This window comes from Paracoccaceae bacterium Fryx2, assembly GCA_032334235.1.
Taxonomy (GTDB): domain Bacteria; phylum Pseudomonadota; class Alphaproteobacteria; order Rhodobacterales; family Rhodobacteraceae; genus JAVSGI01.
The window spans coordinates 71,731-89,068 of sequence record JAVSGI010000008.1; the positions used below are offsets into that span (position 1 = coordinate 71,731).

The window sequence follows — 17,338 nt, forward strand, 5'->3', positions numbered from 1 at the left end:
CGCAAGACGGCTGGCAAGTCTGGGATCTGGTCGGCCGCCTCGGCGGCCAGCTGCGCGTGATCCCAGGCGCGGTCCTCGGCTGGGACATGGGCGCGGCCATGGCCATGGCCCACGCGCTGGGCATCGACACCCTGATCGCCGCCGAACTGCTGTCCGAGATCGAGGCGGTGATGGTGCGCAAACTGAACGAACAAATCGGAGAGAACCATGCCTGAGAAGAAAGTCAGCGTCCGCCTTTCTGCGGTCGGCGGACGGCAGGTGCGCGCCGAGTTGGAAGGCATCGGCGATGCCGGGGCCCGTGGCTTCGGCCGTCTTTCCTCGGAAATGGAAATGGCAAACACCCGGCTTGTCGGCTTTGCCCGCAAGGCCGGGATCGCGCTGGCGGCAGTGACTGCAGCGGCAGCCGCCGCTGGTGTTGCGATGATCCGCTCCGGGTTGGAGACCATCGGCGCGCAAGCGGATATGGCCGCCTCGCTCAAAACCACCGTCGAAAGCCTGCAGGTGCTGACATGGGCTGGCGAGCTGGCCGGTGTCTCGATGGGCGAGATTGAACAGGCCACCAAGAAGCTGACCACCCGGCTTTCCGAGGCCGCGACCGGATCGGGATCGGCCGTCGGTGCCTTGCAGCGGCTAAATCTGACGGCAGCAGAGTTACAAGCCCTGCCGCTCGATCAGCGCATCGTCGCCATTCAGGAGGCGCTGAACCGGTTCGTGCCCGAGGCCGAACGTGCGGCCGTTGCCTCTGATCTCTTCGGCGACCGGGCGGCACTGGCCTTCCTGCGCATCGACCCGGCGACCCTGCGCGAGGCAGCGCAGGATATGCGGGATTTCGGGGTGGCGATAAGCGACACGGATGCGGCGCAGATCGAACGTACCGGCGATGCGATCGCAAAGCTGGGCCTGATATGGCTCGGCCTGACCAATCGCCTCACCGCGGCGGTCACCCCGGCGCTGGAGGTGGTGGCGAACGCTCTGGCGGATATGGCGCGCAGCACCGGGCCGATCGGCATCGCGATCACCGCGCTTTTCGACAACCTCGGGCGGCTCACCACTTACGCCGCCACCTTTGCCGCCTTGATGGCCGGGCGCTGGGTGGCGGGGCTGGCGGCGGCCGCCCTTTCCGTCCGCGGCCTCGCGACCGGTCTTGTCATCCTGCGCGGGGCGCTGATCCGCACCGGCATCGGCGCGCTGATCGTCGGCGCGGGTGAGTTGGTGTTCCAATTCACCAAGTTGGTCTCCGGCGCGGGTGGCTTTGGCAACGCCATGGGGCTGCTGAAGGATGTCGTTGTCGAGGTCTGGGAACGGATCAAGATGGGGGCGACGGCAGCGGGCGCGGCCGCCACCGCAATGTTCTTCGACCTCAAGGCCGATGCGGCCAGCGGCATGCAGAGCGCTATCGAAAGCGTGGTGGGCTTTGGCAACACCGCCGCCAATACCTTCGAGGGCGCCTTCGAGGCGATCAAGGCGATCTGGGGTCTGCTGCCCGCTGCCATTGGCGATCTCGCGTTTCAAGCGGCCAACAGCCTGATCGAAGGCGTGGAGAGCATGTTGAACGGCGTGGTCGCCCGGATCAACGGCTTCATCGAAGGGGTCAATTCCGGGCTGGAAGCGCTGGGCTCGGAGCGCCGCATCACGCTGCTGAGCGATCTGGACCTCGGCGAGATAGAGAACCGCTTCGCCGGGGCGGCAACCCGTGCCGGATCGGCGGCGAAAGACGCCTTTGACCGGGCCTTTGAGGACAATCCTCTGGCGGTGCCAGACTTAGGGCTGAACACTATCGCCCGCGAGGCCCTGACCTCGGCCAACACCTACCGCTCCGCGGCGAACGATCTGGCGGCCGGAGCGCTGGCCCCGCTGGCCAGTTGGCAAGCGTTGCAAGACGCGGTCGCCACCGCCGGAACCGAAGGGGAAGCGGCCCTTGAAGGTGCTGCCGGTGCCGCTGACCAGTTCGACGAGTCCATCACAGCGGCCGGGCGCGCCGCCGGTGGCGCTGGTGCTGCCGCCGCCGACGGGGCTGAAGCCGCCAAGACCGGCTGGGCGGCCGCGGTTGCGACGCTCGCTGACTATGCCGCCAAGGCGCGCGACATCGGTGGCGATATTGGACAGACACTGGTGGGCGCATTCCATAGCGCCGAGAATGCTGTCGCCGAGTTTGTCAAAACCGGCAAGCTGAACTTTCGGAGCCTCGTCACCTCGATGATCGCCGATCTGGCGAAACTTGCCGCCCGGCGCTTCATTCTGGGGCCGATCGCCAATGCCTTGTCGGGGGCGCTAGGCGGCGCGGGCGGGTTGTTCGCGGACATCCTGCATTCCGGCGGCACGGTTGGCATGGAAGGTGGCCGCCGCATGGTGCCTGCCATGGCCTTCGCCGGGGCGCCCCGCATGCATTCCGGCGGCTGGGCCGGGCTGAAGCCGGACGAGGTGCTTGCGATATTGCAACGCGGCGAGCGGGTTCTGTCGCGGCGTGAGGCAGCTGGATACGGCCAGGGGCAATCCAGCGCCCCAACCGTCAACGTGACGATCATGTCGCGCGACGCCGAAAGCTTTCGGCAATCGCGCACGCAAGTTGCAGCCGACATCGCTCGCGCAGTGTCCGCTGGGCGGAGGGGCATGTGATGGCGTTTCACGAGGTGCGCTTTCCCGACAACATCAGCCGCGGCGCTCGTGGCGGGCCGGAACGGCGCACCCAGATTGTCGAGATGGCGAGCGGCGATGAAGAGCGCAACGGCTCCTGGGCAGACTCGCGACGGCGCTATGATGCCTCCTATGGCATTCGCAAAGCCGACGATCTTGCCGCAGTCACTGCATTTTTCGAGGCAAGACGCGGGCGGCTCTACGGGTTTCGCTGGAAAGACTGGGCCGACTACAAATCTGGCCTGCCGTCGGCGGGCACCTTGGCCACCGACCAGCCGATCGGCACCGGCAATGGCGCCACGACCGCTTTCCAACTAGGGCGTGTTGACGTTCACCGGAGCCGGATGACGGTTGATGCGAGGGAGATAAATGCGCTGAAACTGGTGTCGGTCTTGCAGCATCTTGTTGCTATACCCCTATATTCCTTAAGTTTTCCAAAGAAGTTCTCGATCAGGTGACGCCATTTATAGGTGTCGCAATCGAACTCGGCAGGGAAACGGCGGTTGGATTTGGGCGGGATAACCGCCTCAATCTTGGCCTCCGCCAGCATCTCGCGCAGCCAGTTCGCGTCGAAAGCACGGTCCGCGAGGAGCTTTCCGCAGGATAGCCCTTCGATGAGCGCCGCCGTGCCCCGCAGGTCGTGAGCCTGTCCCGGCAGCAACCGGAAGTCGATCAGGTTTCCGAGTGCGTCTGTCAACGCCATGATCTTGGTAGTTATACCGCCGCGAGAACGCCCAATGGCTTGACTTTGAGTCCCCCTTTTGCGCCCTGACCGTGACGGTGGACTTTGACAATGGTTCCATCAATCATGGTGTATTCGAAGTCGCTATCTTCGGCCAACGCCCTGAACATACAGTAGAAAGCGTCTGCTTTCACCCATCTGCGGAACCGCTTGAATACTGAATTCCACTTGCCGAAGTCTTCTGGCAGGTCGCGCCAGGGGCTGCCCGTGCGGGCAATCCACAGCACCGCCTCAACGAAAAGACGAGGGTCGGGTCCGGTGCGGCCGGGGTCGCATGCGCGGCCAAGACAGTGCGGAGCGATGGTTGCCCACTGGGCATCAGTCAGAGTAGTGCGGATCAAGGTTGCCTCCCATGTTGGCAACCTTGAATCAGTCAGCGGGTGATTTGGGAATCCTCAAACGTCAACAGGCCCTAGTGAAACTCTACACCAGCGGCGCGCAGTCGTGGACGCGGACGATCACCAAGCCTGTGGCCGGAACTGTGGCGATAGCTTTGAACGGTGCAATACAAATCAGCGGTTGGACGATCAACACGGCAACTGGTGCCGTCACCTTCGCGTCGGCTCCATCGCCGGGCGTCACGATCACCGCCGGTTTCGAATTCGATGTACCCGTCCGGTTCGATACCGACACGTTGGACGTCACCCTCGATTTCGAGCGGCTGGGCTCAATCACATCCATTCCCCTGATTGAGGTGCGCCGATGAAATCCCTCCCCACTGGCATGCAGGCCCATCTCGACGATGGCACCACAACGCTGGCGTGGTGCTGGCGCATCGAGCGGGCCGATGGCGTGATTTTTGGTTTCACCGATCATGATCGCGCCTTGATCATCGCAGGCACATCTTACGAGCCCGACACCGGTTTCGCCGCCTCCGAAATCCGCGCCAGCGCCGACTTTTCGGTCGACGGGCAGGATGCCGAAGGCGCGCTGCGTTCCGACCGGATCACCGAGACCGATATTCTCGATGGCCGCTGGGACAACGCGGCGATCGAGGTCTGGCGGGTAAACTGGGAGAATGTCGCGCAGCGGGTGCTGATGCGGCGCGGCAATCTCGGCCAGATCAGGCGGGGCAAGCAGGTGTTCGTGGCAGAGGTGCGGTCGCTGACGCATTTCCTCAATCAGCCGGTGGGGCGGACGTACCAGTATTATTGCGACGCGGAACTTGGCGATACGCGATGCGGGGTCAATCTGGCAGCGCCCAGTTATTCCGGCAGCGGATCGGTGGCGGCGGTGTCCGGCGATCGCAGTTTCACTACCGCAGGTCTTGGCGGCTTTGCGGTAAACTGGTTTGCGCTGGGCCGGGTGGAATGGACCAGCGGTGCAAATGCCGGGCGGCGCGCCGAGGTGTCGATCCATTCTGTTGCGGTGGGTCTGGCGCAGATCACTCTGATCGAGGCCCCGGTGCGGGCGATCGCCCCGGGTGATGGGTTTTTCATCCAGGCGGGCTGCGACAAGCAGTTTGCAACCTGCCGCACAAAATTCGGCAATGGGGTCAACTTCAGCGGATTTCCGGCGATACCCGGCGACGACACCATTGTGCGCTATCCAACGCAGGGCGATGGCAGTTCGGGGCAGCCGCTATGACCGGTGCATCTGCTGACCGGGTGATTGCCACCGCCCGGCGATGGCTCGGCACGCCCTATGTCCATCAGGCCAGCGTGCTGGGGGCCGGTTGTGATTGTCTTGGCCTCGCGCGTGGGATCTGGCGCGACTTGCATGGGCCTGAACCGGTTACCCCGCCGCCCTACACCCGCGACTGGGGCGAGGCAGGCGGGGCGGAAGTGCTGGCCGAAGCGGCGCGACGCTTCCTTAAGGAAATTCCTATCGCCACCGCCGGACCCGGCGCGCTGATCCTGTTCCGCATGGCGCGCGGGGGCCCCGCCAAACACTGCGGCATCCGCATCGAGATCGGCCAAATCCACGCCTATGAGGGCGCGGGCGTCATCGAAGAGCCGTGGAGCCCGATCTGGGCGCGCAAAGCGGCCTTTGCTTTTCTCTATCCGGAGTAACTCACCATGGCAGCAATCCTTCTCGGCGGCATCGGCTCGGCGCTGGGCGCGGGCTTCGGCGGCTCCATCCTTGGCCTGTCCGGGGCGGTGATCGGCGGCGGCATCGGATCACTGATCGGCACCGCCATCGACTCTCGCATCATCGCATCCTTTGCACCCGACCAGCGGCAGGAGGGCGCGCGGCTGGACGAATTGCGCGTCACCAGCGCCACAGAAGGGGCCGTGATCCCGCGCATTTACGGCCGGATGCGCGTCGGCGGCAACATCATCTGGGCCACGGATTTCCGTGAGGTCTATTCCGAAACCCGCCAGGGCGGCGGCGGCAAGGGCGGCGGTGGCGGCGTTGTGGTCGAGGAATACAGCTATTTCGCAAGCATCGCGGTGGCCATCGCGACCGGCCCGATTGGTGGGATTGGCCGCATCTGGGCGGATGGCAGCGCGTTTGATGTGCCGGGTGCGATCTGGCGGCTGCACCGCGGCACGGAAACCCAGATGCCCGATCCGTTCATCGAGGCCACGATGGGCGCTGGCCTTGCCCCCGCCTATCGCGGCACAGCCTATGTCGTGTTCGAAAACCTGCCACTCGCCATCTTCGGCAACCGGCTCCCACAGCTGTCCTTCGAGGTCTATCGCCCCTCTGAAGAGCCTGACAGCGCCGAGCAATTGCTGACGGCCGTGAACATGATCCCGTCCTCGGGCGAGTTCATCTATGCCACGGAGCCGATTACCCGCACTGTGGGTGGCGGCGCTGTGCTGCCCGAGAACGCCAATTCCACCGGCGGACAATGCGATTTCCTGACCTCGCTGGATCAGTTGGAAGCTACCGCCCCGAACTGCAAATCAGTGTCGCTGGTGGTGGCGTGGTTCGGCACCGATCTGCGGGCGGGCAACTGCCAGATCAGGCCAGGCGTGGAAACGGCGACCAAGGTGACGGCACCGAAGCTGTGGCTGGTCAACGGTGTGGCTCGCGGTGCAGCCTATGTGGTCTCCCAGATCAGCGGCAGCCCGGCCTATGGCGGTACGCCTTCCGACTTCTCGGTCGTGCAGGCCATTCAGGAACTGAAATCCCGCGGCTTCCGGGTGACCTTCTATCCGTTCATCCTGATGGATGTGCCCGAGGCCAACACGCTGCCGAACCCCTATTCGAACAATGCAGCAGGGCTGGGCCAGCCGAAATACCCCTGGCGGGGCCGGATCACCTGCTCGCCTGCCGCGGGGTTCGCGGGCACGGTCGACAAGACTGCGGCAGCGGCCGGTCAGGTCTCGGCGTTCTTCGGGTCGGCGGTGCCCGGCAATTTTGCGGTGTCGGGCACGGCGGTGTCCTGGACCGGATCGCCCAGCGACTGGGGCTTGCGCCGCATGATGCTGCACTATGCCCACCTCTGCGTGGCTGCCGGTGGCGTCGATGCTTTCCTGATCGGCAGCGAGTTGCGCGGGCTGACCCAGATCCGATCGGTTGCCAGCACCTATCCGGCAGTAACCGCGTTGCAGAGCCTCGCCGCCGCCTGCCGGTCGATCCTCGGCGCAGGCACCAAGATCAGTTATGCCGCCGATTGGTCGGAATATTTCGGCCACCAGCCGCAGGACGGCAGCGGCGATCTGTTCTTTCACCTCGATCCGCTCTGGGCCGATGCCAACACCGACTTTGTGGGCATCGACAACTATATGCCGCTGTCAGATTGGCGCGATGGCGAACAGCATTTGGATGCCCTGGCGGGCGCGCCTGCGATCTATGACCTGCCCTATCTGCAGTCGAACATTGAAGGCGGCGAAGGCTTTGACTGGTTCTATGCCTCGGATGCCGACAGGGCCGCGCAGACCCGGACGCCTGTCACCGACAGCGCCTATGGCAAGCCGTGGGTGTTCCGGACCAAGGACATCCGCAACTGGTGGCTGAACCAGCACTTTAACCGGCCCGGCGGTGTGGAGAGTGGATCGCCCACGGCGTGGGTGCCGCAATCGAAACGGGTGCGCTTCACCGAAGCCGGGGCGCCCGCGGTCAATCGCGGCACCAACCAGCCCAACGTCTTTTATGACCCCAAATCGTCCGAGTCCTTCCTGCCCTATTACTCGCGCGGATATCAGGACGATCTGGTCCAGAGGCGTTACATCGAGGCGCTCTATCCCTATTGGAATGACCCGGCTAAGAACCCGGCCTCTGGGCTTTACGCGGGCCGTATGATTGACACCGCCGAGATTGCGATCTGGACATGGGATGCCCGGCCCTACCCGGCCTTCCCGGTGCGGTCCGACGTCTGGTCCGACATCGACAACTATCGCCTCGGCCATTGGCTGACTGGCCGGATCGGCGGTTGTGGCCTCGCGGAATTGGTGCGCGAACTCTGCAGCACCGGCGGCGTGCCGCTGGACCTGATCGATGTCAGCCAGTTGGCCGCCACAGTGCCCGGATACGCCATCACCGCGATCGAGAGCGCCCGGGCTTCAATTGCTCCGCTGGCGCAATTCTACGGCTTCGACGTGGTGGAGACCGGCGGGCTATTGCGCTTCGTGCCGCGCGGTCGCCCTGCCGTGGCGCAGATCGCTGCCGACACGCTGGTGATCACCGACCGGAATGCCGAAGACATCAGCTTCACCCGGGCGCAGGAAACCGAACTGCCGCGCGCCTTGAAATGGCGCCTGTTGATGCCCGACGAGGATTATGGGGCGCTGTCCGTCGAGGCCCGGCGCATCACGGTCGACACCGCCCGGGTCCGCACCGAACAGTTTCCGATCGTCTATCCCGCCGCCCTTGCTGATCGCGCCGCCCGCCGGGCCCTTTATGAGGAATGGGTTGGCCGGGAGGATGCGGCTTTCGCGCTGCCGCCCTCGCTCCTGGCGCTGGACCCGACCGACGTGATCCGCCTCGAAAGTGACAGCCGCACCCCCGACTATGTGTTGGCGCGGATCACCGATGGCGCCGCGCGGCGGATTGAGGCCAAGCGCACCGATCAGACGCTCTATGATTTGCCACCGGGGCCGGAGCGGACCCCGGCCTTTATCGCGCCGACGGTGTTCGGCCCCCCGGCGGCAATCCTGATGAATCTGCCCCAGTTGGCCGATGATATCCCGGCGCATCGCCCCTATGCCGCGGTCTTTGCCGCCCCTTGGTATGGATCGGCACTTATATGGCGCAGCCCGTCGACTGATGGCTTCACAGCGCTGGGCACAGTAGGGCAGCCAGCCCGCCTCGGCACGCTGGCTTTCGACTTCTATGCCGGACCGGTTTGGCGGTTTGACAATGGGAATGAGCTTTGGGTCGATATCGCCTCGGGCAGTTTCACCAGCCTGGACAACGAGGCCTTGCTGGCTGGGGGCAATCCCCTCGCGATCGAAACCGGACCCAACGCCTGGGAGATCGTCCAGTTCGGCACGGCCGCTCTGCAAAGCCCCGGGCGCTGGAAGCTGACCCATCTGCTGCGCGGCCAGTTTGGAACCGAGGATGCGATCGGCAATCCATCCCCGGCCGGGGCGCGGGTGGTGGTGCTGAACACTGCCGTCACGCCGATCGCCATCACGGAAAGCGATATCGGCCTGCCCGCAAACTGGCGGATTGGTCCAGCGTCGGTGGCGGCCGCCGATCCACTGAACCTACAACTGGCCTTCACGCCGTCGGGCCGAGGCCTACAACCATTCAGCCCGGCGCAGTTGCGCAGGATTCCGCGGCCCGGCGGCGACATCTTGCTGACCTGGCTGCGACGAACGCGGGCCAGCAGTGGCGATAGTTGGGTTCTGGTCGATGTGCCGCTGGGTGAGACCACCGAGGCCTATGATCTGGAAATCCTGAATGGCGCGGCAGTGGTCCGGACGGTGTCTGGTCTTGCGACTGCATGGTTTCTCTACACCGCCGCGATGTTGGCAGCAGATTTTGGTGGGCCCGTCACGACCCTGCGCTTTCGCGTTTATCAGATCGGCGCGTTGGGCCGCGGCGCTGCCGCTGAAGCCCTCGTCTGACCCTTTACACTTGATCCTTGGAGGAATTGGCATGAGCCAATCCACGAACCTTGCGCTGCCCTATCTCGCGGCCAGCCAATCGCAAAAGCATGTCACGGTGAACGAGAGCCTGCGGTTCCTAGATGTGCTGGTGCAGATTGCGGTCAAGAGCGCGGCTTTGTCTGCACCGCCGAGCGCGCCCGCCGATGGCCAGCGCTGGATCATCGGCCCCGCACCCAGCGGGCTCTGGGCAGGGCGCGCCACCCAGATAGCCGCCTGGCAGGACGGGGCCTGGGTGTTCTATGCCCCAAAGGACGGCTGGCTTGCCTGGAACGAGACCACCCTGTCGTCGCTGATCTTCAGCGCGGGTTCGTGGACCTCCCTGATCAGCGCGCTGCTGGCGGCGGGCGTGGCCGATACGGCCTTCACGCTGACCGACGACGCCGATCCGACGAAAAGGGCGGTGTTCGAATTGTCGGGCATCACCACCGGCACAACCCGGACCTTCAGCCTGCCCAACACCACAAGCGAGTTGGCGATCCTTGCGGGCACCCAGACGTTTACAGGCAACAAGACGTTCTCCGGCACGCTGACCGCCAGCGGCACAGTCACGGTTTCGGCTGCTGCCGCCACCATCGGCACTTCAACGGCAACCGCAACTTATGGGTTGGGCACCGGGGCCACGACCACTGGTCTCACCAAGACCGTAAACCTCGGCAGCGGCGGCGCGTCCGGATCGAATACGGTGGTCAACATCGGCTCGGCGACGGCGGGCGCGGGTGGCACTACGGTAGTGAACACGCCGACGGTGACCTTTGCCAATGCGGTCACGCAGGTCGGCATGCCGCAGGCAAACCTGACCGCCCAGGTGCTTGGCCTCGGTGGCGCGACCGCCGACAGCCATAACCGTCTCTCGATCAACACCCCGGCAATGCTGTTCAACAACGCTGGCGGCGGGATCGAGGCGACGGTCAACAAGGCTGCTGCGGGGAATGATGCCGCCTTTGCCTTCAAGACCGGGTTTTCCGTCAGGGCGCTGATTGGGCTTCTCGCGTCGGATGACTTCAGCTTCAAGGTCAGCCCCAACGGGTCGACCTTCTTTGACGCGATGAAGATCGACCGCGGCAACGGCCAGGTGGAATTACCGCAACCAACGATTCTGCCGGGATTGAACGCAGCCCCATCACCGCCGCCAACAGACAAGATCGCGGTCTACGCCCGCAACCGGGCGGGCGCGCCTTGGGTCGATGTCATGCGGCCATCGGGGCGAGACTTCCCACTGCAGCCACATTTTGGGGTGAACCGGATTGCCAACTGGTCACCCTCGGTTACTACCACGATTACCACCGAAGGCCTGCCAATCACCTCCGTTGGCACGGTATCCACGCCCACCTTGGCCGCGACCAACCTTGCTGCCTCCATGCGCCGCTGGCGGCTGACCTCGGCGGCCACGATCGACGCCGTCGCCGAACAGCGCTCGGCCGGTTGGGCTTGCTGGCGCGGCAACGCAGCGGGCCTGGGCGGCTGGACCTTCGTGACCCGGATTTCGCTGACCACCCTGCAGGCGACCGGCATGGGTTTCTTCGGCCTTTATGGCTCGACCGCTGCGCTCGCCACCACGCTGACGCTTGCTACGGTGCTGAACTGTGTCGGCATCGGTTTCCAGCGCGGCACTCATGCCAACTGGCAGATGGTGACCAATGACGGCACCGGAGCACCCACCCTGACCGACATGGGAGCCAGCTTTGCCGTTGCAACCGGCGGTGTACTGTCTCTTTTTGTCGCCACCGCGCCGAACGCCGCCTCGGTCTGGCTCCGGGCGGTGAATGAAGTCACCGGCGCAATTTTCGAGCAGGAAATCACCACCGATCTGCCCGCCGTCACGCAGTTCCTCTCGCCCCGCTTCTACATGAACACCGGCGCCACCGCCGCGGCCGTCGCCTTCGACAGTTCCGGCCTCTACCTTGAAACCGATTACTGAAGGACACCCCATGGACGAGAAAACAACGCTTCTGCAGGAGGTTGGCACCGCCTTCCGCGATCATGGCATCACCGCCGCCATCACCGCACTGGTCGGCGGCACGATCGCCTTGCTGGCCGCGGTCACGCGCATCGCGTTCACCAACGATGCCATGCTGGCCCGGCTTGATCGCGAACTGGCGGCCGAACGTGATCGCGCCGATCGTCAGCGGGCGGAGGATCGCGGTCACGATGCCGACCGGCTGGAACGCATCGAAACCGATATCCGGGCCATGCGCGATCTGATGTTTGAAGCCTTCCAGCGCGGCCGCACCAACTGACCCCACCCCGACAACCATTCCGATCCACCCGCACCCGCCCGCAAGGCGGGTTTTTTCATGCCCGGCGACGGGCGAAAGGAGACACCCCATGAACACCGACACCCGCGATCCCCTCCGCCTGATCCAAAGTGGGCTGGAAAAACTCGGCCATTCCCCTGGTGCCGTTGACGGCCTTTGGGGTCTTCGCACCGCCCGCGCAATGAAGGCGCTGCTAGCGGCGAACGGTCGCGCGGCATCTGTTGCCCCGCCCGGCCCGCTGCCTTGGATCATCGAAGCCAAGTCAGCGCTCGGACGCCACGAGGCCCGCGACCGGTCCTGGCTGATGGATTGGCTTAAACGCGACGGCCGCTCGCTGGGCGATCCGTCGAAAAACCCGTGGTGCGGGGATTTCGTGGAAACCTGCATCCGCATCGGCTTGCCCGATGAGCCATTGCTCGGCGCATTGGGCACCAACCCCTACTGGGCCCGGCATTGGCTGCTGTTCGGCCGTGAGGTGCAACCGATCACCGGCGCCGTGCTGATCTTCGAACGCGGCTCCGGTGGCCATGTCGGTTTCGCGATCGGCCAGAACGACGTGCATTTCTACGTGCTGGGCGGCAACCAGTCCGACGCCGTCACCATCGCCCGGATCGCAAAGTCCCGCCTTCTCGGCGCGCGCTGGCCCGCAACCTACGCGCCCCGCTTGCAGCGTCTGCCGACGATGAAGCCGGGCGAATTCCTTGCGACCACCAATGAAATCTGAACAGGAGAACAACATGTTGAAGCCTGCAATCCTGGCGCTGATCCGCCAAGTTCTGACTGTCGCTGGCACCGCGCTGGTGGCCAAAGGCTATGTCCAGGCATCCGAGGTCGAACCGGTGATCGGCGCTGTGCTGACCATCGGGTCAATGATCTGGTCGGTCGCAGATAAGCGGCGAAGGTGATCATGACGATGCTTGCGCGCGTTGTACTACGGAATTTCTGATCGAATGCCGACCTGCATTCGATTCGACTCGCTTGTGATTTATTTGTAAACATGGTTTTTTGACCTTGGGATGTGCCGGATTTCGCGTTCAGAACGGTTAGCCAAATCAAGCACCGCGGCTCGACTTTTTGAGGTGCGACATTTTTGAATTAGGCTCATTGTGAGCCGGGAGAGCCCAGATGGTCGACGGCGCACCTGGAGGACATCAAGAACTGTTGCGTCAGCAGACTGCCCTCGCGCAGTTCGGTGAAATGGCATTGATGTCCGACGATCTGGACGAAATCCTGACCGAAGCCTGCCGTTTGGCGGGCGAGGCGCTTGGCACGGACCTGGCCAAGGTCGTCGAACTGCAAGCCGATGGAAAGACCCTGCTCGTCCGTGCCGGGGTAGGCTGGAAGCCCGGCGTTGTCGGAGTGGCCACCATCATGGCGGCTGACGATACCTCCGAAGGCCATGCGCTCAAGACGGGAGAGCCGATGACCTCACCCGATATCACAACCGAAACCCGTTTCAGGTATCCGCCCTTTCTAACGGAGAACGGCGTTAGGGCAGTTGCCAATGTCATCATCATCGGGAGAAAAGGCAAACCTCCGTTTGGCATACTTCAGATCGACAGTCGGGAAGCGCGTGAGTTTTCGGCCAACGACACGGCGTTTCTTCGCAGCTATGCCAACATCCTTGCAGCAACGGTGGATCGCCTTCGAGTTATCGATGAGGTCCGCAAGGAGGAGCGGCGTCTGCGTGAAGCACTGGAAGTCCAGGTTGCAGATCGAACCGGCGCGCTAGGCAAATCGAACGCTCAGCTTGATGCCTTTGCCTATACCATCAGCCACGATCTGCGCGCCCCGCTCCGCGCAATGGAGGGCTTCGCGCGTATCCTGTTGGATGACTTTGGTGACCAGCTGGGCACGAAAGGTGAGCGGTTTGCAAACCGTATCGTGCTGGCCGCAGAGCGGATGGAGAAGTTGATTAACGATCTTCTCGCCTATAGCCGACTGCAGCGATACGACGCCAAGCTTCGCGTCGTAGACCCCAAACCGTTGGCGTTGACGGCTGCTGACGAGGCACGCGCAGAGCAGGGAGGTAAGGTCACCATCGAAATTTCCGACACCTTGCCGCCCGTGCTGGCCGAACCCGTCGTGCTAGGCCAGGTCCTGTCCAATCTTGTCAGTAATGCCGCAAAGTTCAGGAAACCCGACGAACATGGGCAGGTTCGCGTTTGCGCCAGCCGGGAAGGCGACCGCGTGCGGCTGTGGGTGGAGGACAACGGCATCGGCATTGCGCCTGAACACCAAGCCGGTATTTTCAACGTGTTCGAGCGGCTTCACGGTGAAGAAACCTACCCGGGCACCGGGATTGGTCTGGCGATCGTCAAGAAAGGAGCCGAGTGCATGGGCGGAAGCAGTGGGGTCGAGTCGACACTTGGAGTAGGCAGCCGCTTCTGGGTAGAACTCGCAACCGCCGAGGGTACAGCCGAGTGGTCCGAACGGCAGGAAAAACGCAGCGCATGACCGGTACATCCACAATCCTTCTGGTCGAGGATAACCCCGACGACATCGAACTTATCGAATACGCTTTTGAAAAGGCAGGGATCGACCGGCCTTTGTTCGTGGTGCAGGATGGGGATGCAGCGGTCGAATACCTTGGCAGCAATCACGATCCTGCCTATAAGTTGCAACATCCGCTTCCGAGACTAATTCTTCTCGATATCAAATTGCCGAAGAGATCGGGTTTCGACGTCCTTAGCTTCGTGCGACATCAAGACAGGACAAAGCACATCCCGGTTGTGATGCTGACGTCATCAAACCAATCCGGGGATATCAAACGTGCCTATGAATTGGGAGCCAATTCCTATCTTGTCAAACCTGTCCGTCAGGACGCCTTACTCGAAATGGTCCGCTCGTTGAACATGTATTGGATCACCCTCAACCAAGGACCGTACCAATGAGCAGAGTCGTACCGATCCGATGAGAATTTTGATTGTTGATGACAATCCGGACGACCGACTGCTGGTGCACCGCGAAGTGGACGCGCTGTTTCCCGACGCCGAGTTGATTGAGCCGCTTGACCTCGCCGAACTGGATGCGGCAATCAATGCCGCCGCTCCTGACCTAGTCGTGACCGATCTGGATATCTCTTGGACAAACGGAGGCGTGGTGCTGTCCGCAGTCAAGGATCGCTATCCTGCCTGCCCCGTGGTGATGTTCACAGGCACCGGGAACGAGATGGTCGCGGTAGATCTCATGAAGGCTGGATTGGATGACTATGTCGTAAAGTCGCCCCGTCAATTGCCGCGCTTGCGGGCCTCATTGAAAATGGCCGTGGAGATTGCGCGATCGCGCGTTGCATTGTCGAATCGAGAGGCGGAACTCGTGGCAATGGTTGCCCATCGAGATACGATCGTGCGTGAATTGCATCACCGGGTGAAGAACAACCTTCAAACGATGATCGGCCTTCTGCATTATCGCAGCCGTCAGGTCGATGACACCACGCGCGAGCATTTCAAAGAGATCACAGGTCGTCTGCAAGCCCTCGGTGCGGTCCAGTCGCGCATCTACGAGGCGGGAGCGTTCGATCGCGTCGATTTCTGCATTGCCCTTTCCGACGTCGCCCAGACGCTGGCCGACGTTTATGGTTGCGCCACGGTGGTAAACGAATTCGACGGACCGCTGACGATAGAGGTCGATCGCGCCATGCCTCTTGCCCTGCTGTGCTACGAGCTTATCCTGAATGCGATGAAGCACGCATGGCCAGAGTCCAATCAAGGTAAATTGACGATACGGGTGCGAGTGGGTGGCAATCACCCTGAAATCGAAATCGAGGATGACGGTTTGGGGTTTGAGACCGGCTCCCCAGTGAAAGGTCTTGGGTTCCGACTGCTTCGCTCGTTGGCGGAGGAAGCGCGTGTCGAGGTCGAGACTGTGTCGACCCCGGGCAATGGAACGTCGGTAATGTTGAGGTTTGTTTGACCAGTCCGGCATCGCTCATCATTGAAACGTCACCTCGGGTCGTCCTCGTCGTTGAAGACGAGGCCCTGATCCGTATGTCATTGGCAGATGCGATGGAGGACGCGGGATTCACCGTTGTCGAAGCAAACTGTGCCGATGCTGCTGTTCGTGAGTTTGAAAATCGGCAGGACATCAATATCGTGATAACGGACGTGCAGATGCCAGGTTCGATGGATGGGATCGGGCTCTGTGAATGGTTGCACACCAACCAGCCCGGTGTGCCCTTCATCATCTGCTCGGGGAGAGGGCGGATTCAAATTGCAAGTGCAACGGCTTCATTGAAGGCGGCCATTTCTTCGGCCATGGCTTCGGCGGGTGTTTTCCAACCGAGGGTTTTTCTGGGGCGGTTGTTCATCAGGGCTGCGACGTCGTTGAGCCAGGTTTGGCTGGCATCGCTGAGATCGGTGCCTTTGGGCATGAACTGGCGCAAGAGGCCGTTGGTGTTCTCGTTGCTGCCGCGCTGCCAGGGGGCATGCGGATCGCAGAACCAGATATCGATCTTCAGTCGGCGGGCAAGTTCCGGGTGGCAGGCCATTTCCGACCCACGATCATAAGTCATGCTTTTGCGAAGCGCTGCTGGCAGCCGCTTCATCTGCCGGGTGAAGCTGTCGAGAACCGCCTCGGCCCCATTTCCATTCATTTTGCATAGAACGACGAAGCGGGTCTTGCGCTCAACCAAAGTGCCCACCGAGGAACGATTGAAGGCGCCCTTGATCAAGTCACCTTCCCAGTGGCCGGGTACCAGCCGCGCCTCGATTTCCTCAGGTCGGTTGATAATCCGCAATGTTTCCGGGACCATGGCGCTTCCCGCCAGCGTCGTGCGCCGCCGCCCGCGCACAGGTTTTGCCTGGCGCAGCGCCTCGATCATTGCCGCCTTCAGGCCGCCACGCGGCTGGGCATAGATCGCGGCGTAGATGGTCTCGTGGCTGACGCGGGCAGCAGGGTCATCGGGATGCATGAGCCGCAGTCTGTGCGCAATCTGCTCGGGAGACCAGCGCCGATGAACAAGATGGCTGTGCACGAAGCGATGGGTCGCGTCGCCTTCGATCAGCTTGCGAGCGCGCCGACATCGCGTCCGGCGAACGTCGTAAACCAGCCGCGCCAATTGAGGGCAATAGGTGCCATCGTCCTGACGACCCCGCACCAGTTCCCGGCAAATCGTGCTCGCCGACCGGTCAAGAAGCATCCCGATCGCCTGCTGGCTGCTGCCCCGGTTATGTTCGGCGAGTATCACGCCACGTTCCTCGCTGCTGAGGTGCTTGCTTCGTCTGTCCATCGCAACATCCTATGCCCAAAAGGGCGGCGGTGTTGCACTTGCAACTTGAGCCTAAGGAGACAAGCTGCCTGATCTGCAAGGGTTTCCCCCCAACACATTCCGCGTGGCGGCAAAGCCCTATTCTACGGATAACATCGTCGATCAGGTCAGAGAGTTGATCGGTTAGGCGAACCGGGCGCTCCTGCGTTGCTTCCGCGGTTTGACCTCTTTTGTTGACCTATTGTTGACCTAGAATTCGGGCAGCAAAACGCCCCGCGATTTGCGGGGCGTAAAGCATTGTTATCTCTTGAGAATTTGGTTGCGGGAGTAGGATTTGAACCTACGACCTTCAGGTTATGAGCCTCATCTCCCGGAAGAGCGGCTATCGTTTTATTTCAACAGGTTACACGATAACCTTTTGAACCGTCGACGTTTTCTAACCGCATCGCGCCGCAACCAACCGCAGCGGACGGTGTAGCGCGTCAACCAGCAT

The 17,338-nt window shown here is 62.6% G+C and carries 14 protein-coding genes and 2 pseudogenes; 14 read left to right on the top strand and 2 right to left on the bottom strand.

Annotated elements, in window-relative coordinates; genetic code table 11:
* Window positions 1-56: 56 nt before the first annotated feature.
* From RNZ50_26340 to RNZ50_26350, 3 genes and pseudogenes are all read left to right on the top strand, one after another.
* A complete protein-coding gene (locus tag RNZ50_26340; GenBank protein MDT8858481.1) occupies window positions 57-215 on the top strand; it encodes a hypothetical protein in 159 nt (52 codons plus the stop codon).
* Complete coding sequence (locus tag RNZ50_26345; protein MDT8858482.1) at window positions 208-2,616, top strand: phage tail tape measure C-terminal domain-containing protein; 2,409 nt, start codon at window positions 208-210, stop codon at window positions 2,614-2,616. The genes RNZ50_26340 and RNZ50_26345 overlap by 8 nt, the downstream gene beginning before the upstream one ends.
* Window positions 2,616-2,957 (top strand): annotated as a pseudogene (locus RNZ50_26350) (DUF2460 domain-containing protein). Before RNZ50_26345 ends, RNZ50_26350 begins: the two are co-directional and overlap by 1 nt.
* 8 nt (window positions 2,958-2,965) lie before the next feature.
* Here the strand turns inward: RNZ50_26350 and RNZ50_26355 are convergent.
* Window positions 2,966-3,717 (bottom strand): IS5 family transposase gene (locus RNZ50_26355; protein ID MDT8858483.1). Its coding sequence is split into 2 segments (ribosomal slippage): window positions 2,966-3,387 and window positions 3,387-3,717, totalling 753 coding nucleotides; the frame shifts between segments, so codons are not numbered across the junction.
* A gap of 71 nt (window positions 3,718-3,788) precedes the next feature.
* Here RNZ50_26355 and RNZ50_26360 point away from each other — a divergent pair.
* The 11 genes and pseudogenes from RNZ50_26360 (at window position 3,789) to RNZ50_26410 (ending at window position 15,551) form a co-directional block, all read left to right on the top strand.
* Window positions 3,789-4,082 (top strand): annotated as a pseudogene (locus RNZ50_26360) (DUF2460 domain-containing protein).
* On the top strand, window positions 4,079-4,963 hold the full coding sequence (locus RNZ50_26365) for a DUF2163 domain-containing protein (protein ID MDT8858484.1): 885 nt from the start codon (window positions 4,079-4,081) through the stop codon (window positions 4,961-4,963). Before RNZ50_26360 ends, RNZ50_26365 begins: the two are co-directional and overlap by 4 nt.
* Window positions 4,960-5,388 carry a peptidase gene (locus RNZ50_26370; GenBank protein MDT8858485.1) on the top strand — a complete coding sequence of 143 codons (429 nt, stop codon included), beginning with the start codon at window positions 4,960-4,962 and terminating at the stop codon, window positions 5,386-5,388. Before RNZ50_26365 ends, RNZ50_26370 begins: the two co-directional genes overlap by 4 nt.
* 6 nt (window positions 5,389-5,394) lie before the next feature.
* A complete protein-coding gene (locus RNZ50_26375; GenBank protein ID MDT8858486.1) occupies window positions 5,395-9,339 on the top strand; it encodes a glycoside hydrolase/phage tail family protein in 3,945 nt (1,314 codons plus the stop codon).
* A gap of 31 nt (window positions 9,340-9,370) precedes the next feature.
* Window positions 9,371-11,299, top strand: coding sequence for a DUF2793 domain-containing protein (locus RNZ50_26380; GenBank protein MDT8858487.1), 1,929 nt, complete (start codon window positions 9,371-9,373; stop codon window positions 11,297-11,299).
* 10 nt (window positions 11,300-11,309) lie between these two features.
* Complete coding sequence (locus RNZ50_26385) at window positions 11,310-11,618, top strand: hypothetical protein (protein ID MDT8858488.1); 309 nt, start codon at window positions 11,310-11,312, stop codon at window positions 11,616-11,618.
* Between the two features lie 88 nt (window positions 11,619-11,706).
* Window positions 11,707-12,360, top strand: coding sequence for a TIGR02594 family protein (locus RNZ50_26390; protein ID MDT8858489.1), 654 nt, complete (start codon window positions 11,707-11,709; stop codon window positions 12,358-12,360).
* A gap of 13 nt (window positions 12,361-12,373) precedes the next feature.
* Complete coding sequence (locus tag RNZ50_26395; GenBank protein ID MDT8858490.1) at window positions 12,374-12,541, top strand: hypothetical protein; 168 nt, start codon at window positions 12,374-12,376, stop codon at window positions 12,539-12,541.
* A gap of 220 nt (window positions 12,542-12,761) precedes the next feature.
* Window positions 12,762-14,093, top strand: a complete 1,332-nt coding sequence (locus tag RNZ50_26400) for an ATP-binding protein (GenBank protein MDT8858491.1) — start codon at window positions 12,762-12,764, stop codon at window positions 14,091-14,093.
* Entirely contained in the window at window positions 14,090-14,530 is a 441-nt protein-coding gene (locus tag RNZ50_26405) for a response regulator (protein ID MDT8858492.1), read from the top strand. Before RNZ50_26400 ends, RNZ50_26405 begins: the two co-directional genes overlap by 4 nt.
* Window positions 14,531-14,558: 28 nt before the next feature.
* Entirely contained in the window at window positions 14,559-15,551 is a 993-nt protein-coding gene (locus RNZ50_26410; GenBank protein ID MDT8858493.1) for a histidine kinase dimerization/phosphoacceptor domain -containing protein, read from the top strand.
* Window positions 15,552-15,843: 292 nt separating this feature from the next.
* Here the strand turns inward: RNZ50_26410 and RNZ50_26415 are convergent, their stop codons facing one another.
* A complete protein-coding gene (locus tag RNZ50_26415; protein ID MDT8858494.1) occupies window positions 15,844-16,866 on the bottom strand; it encodes an IS30 family transposase in 1,023 nt (340 codons plus the stop codon).
* Window positions 16,867-17,338 lie beyond the last annotated feature (472 nt).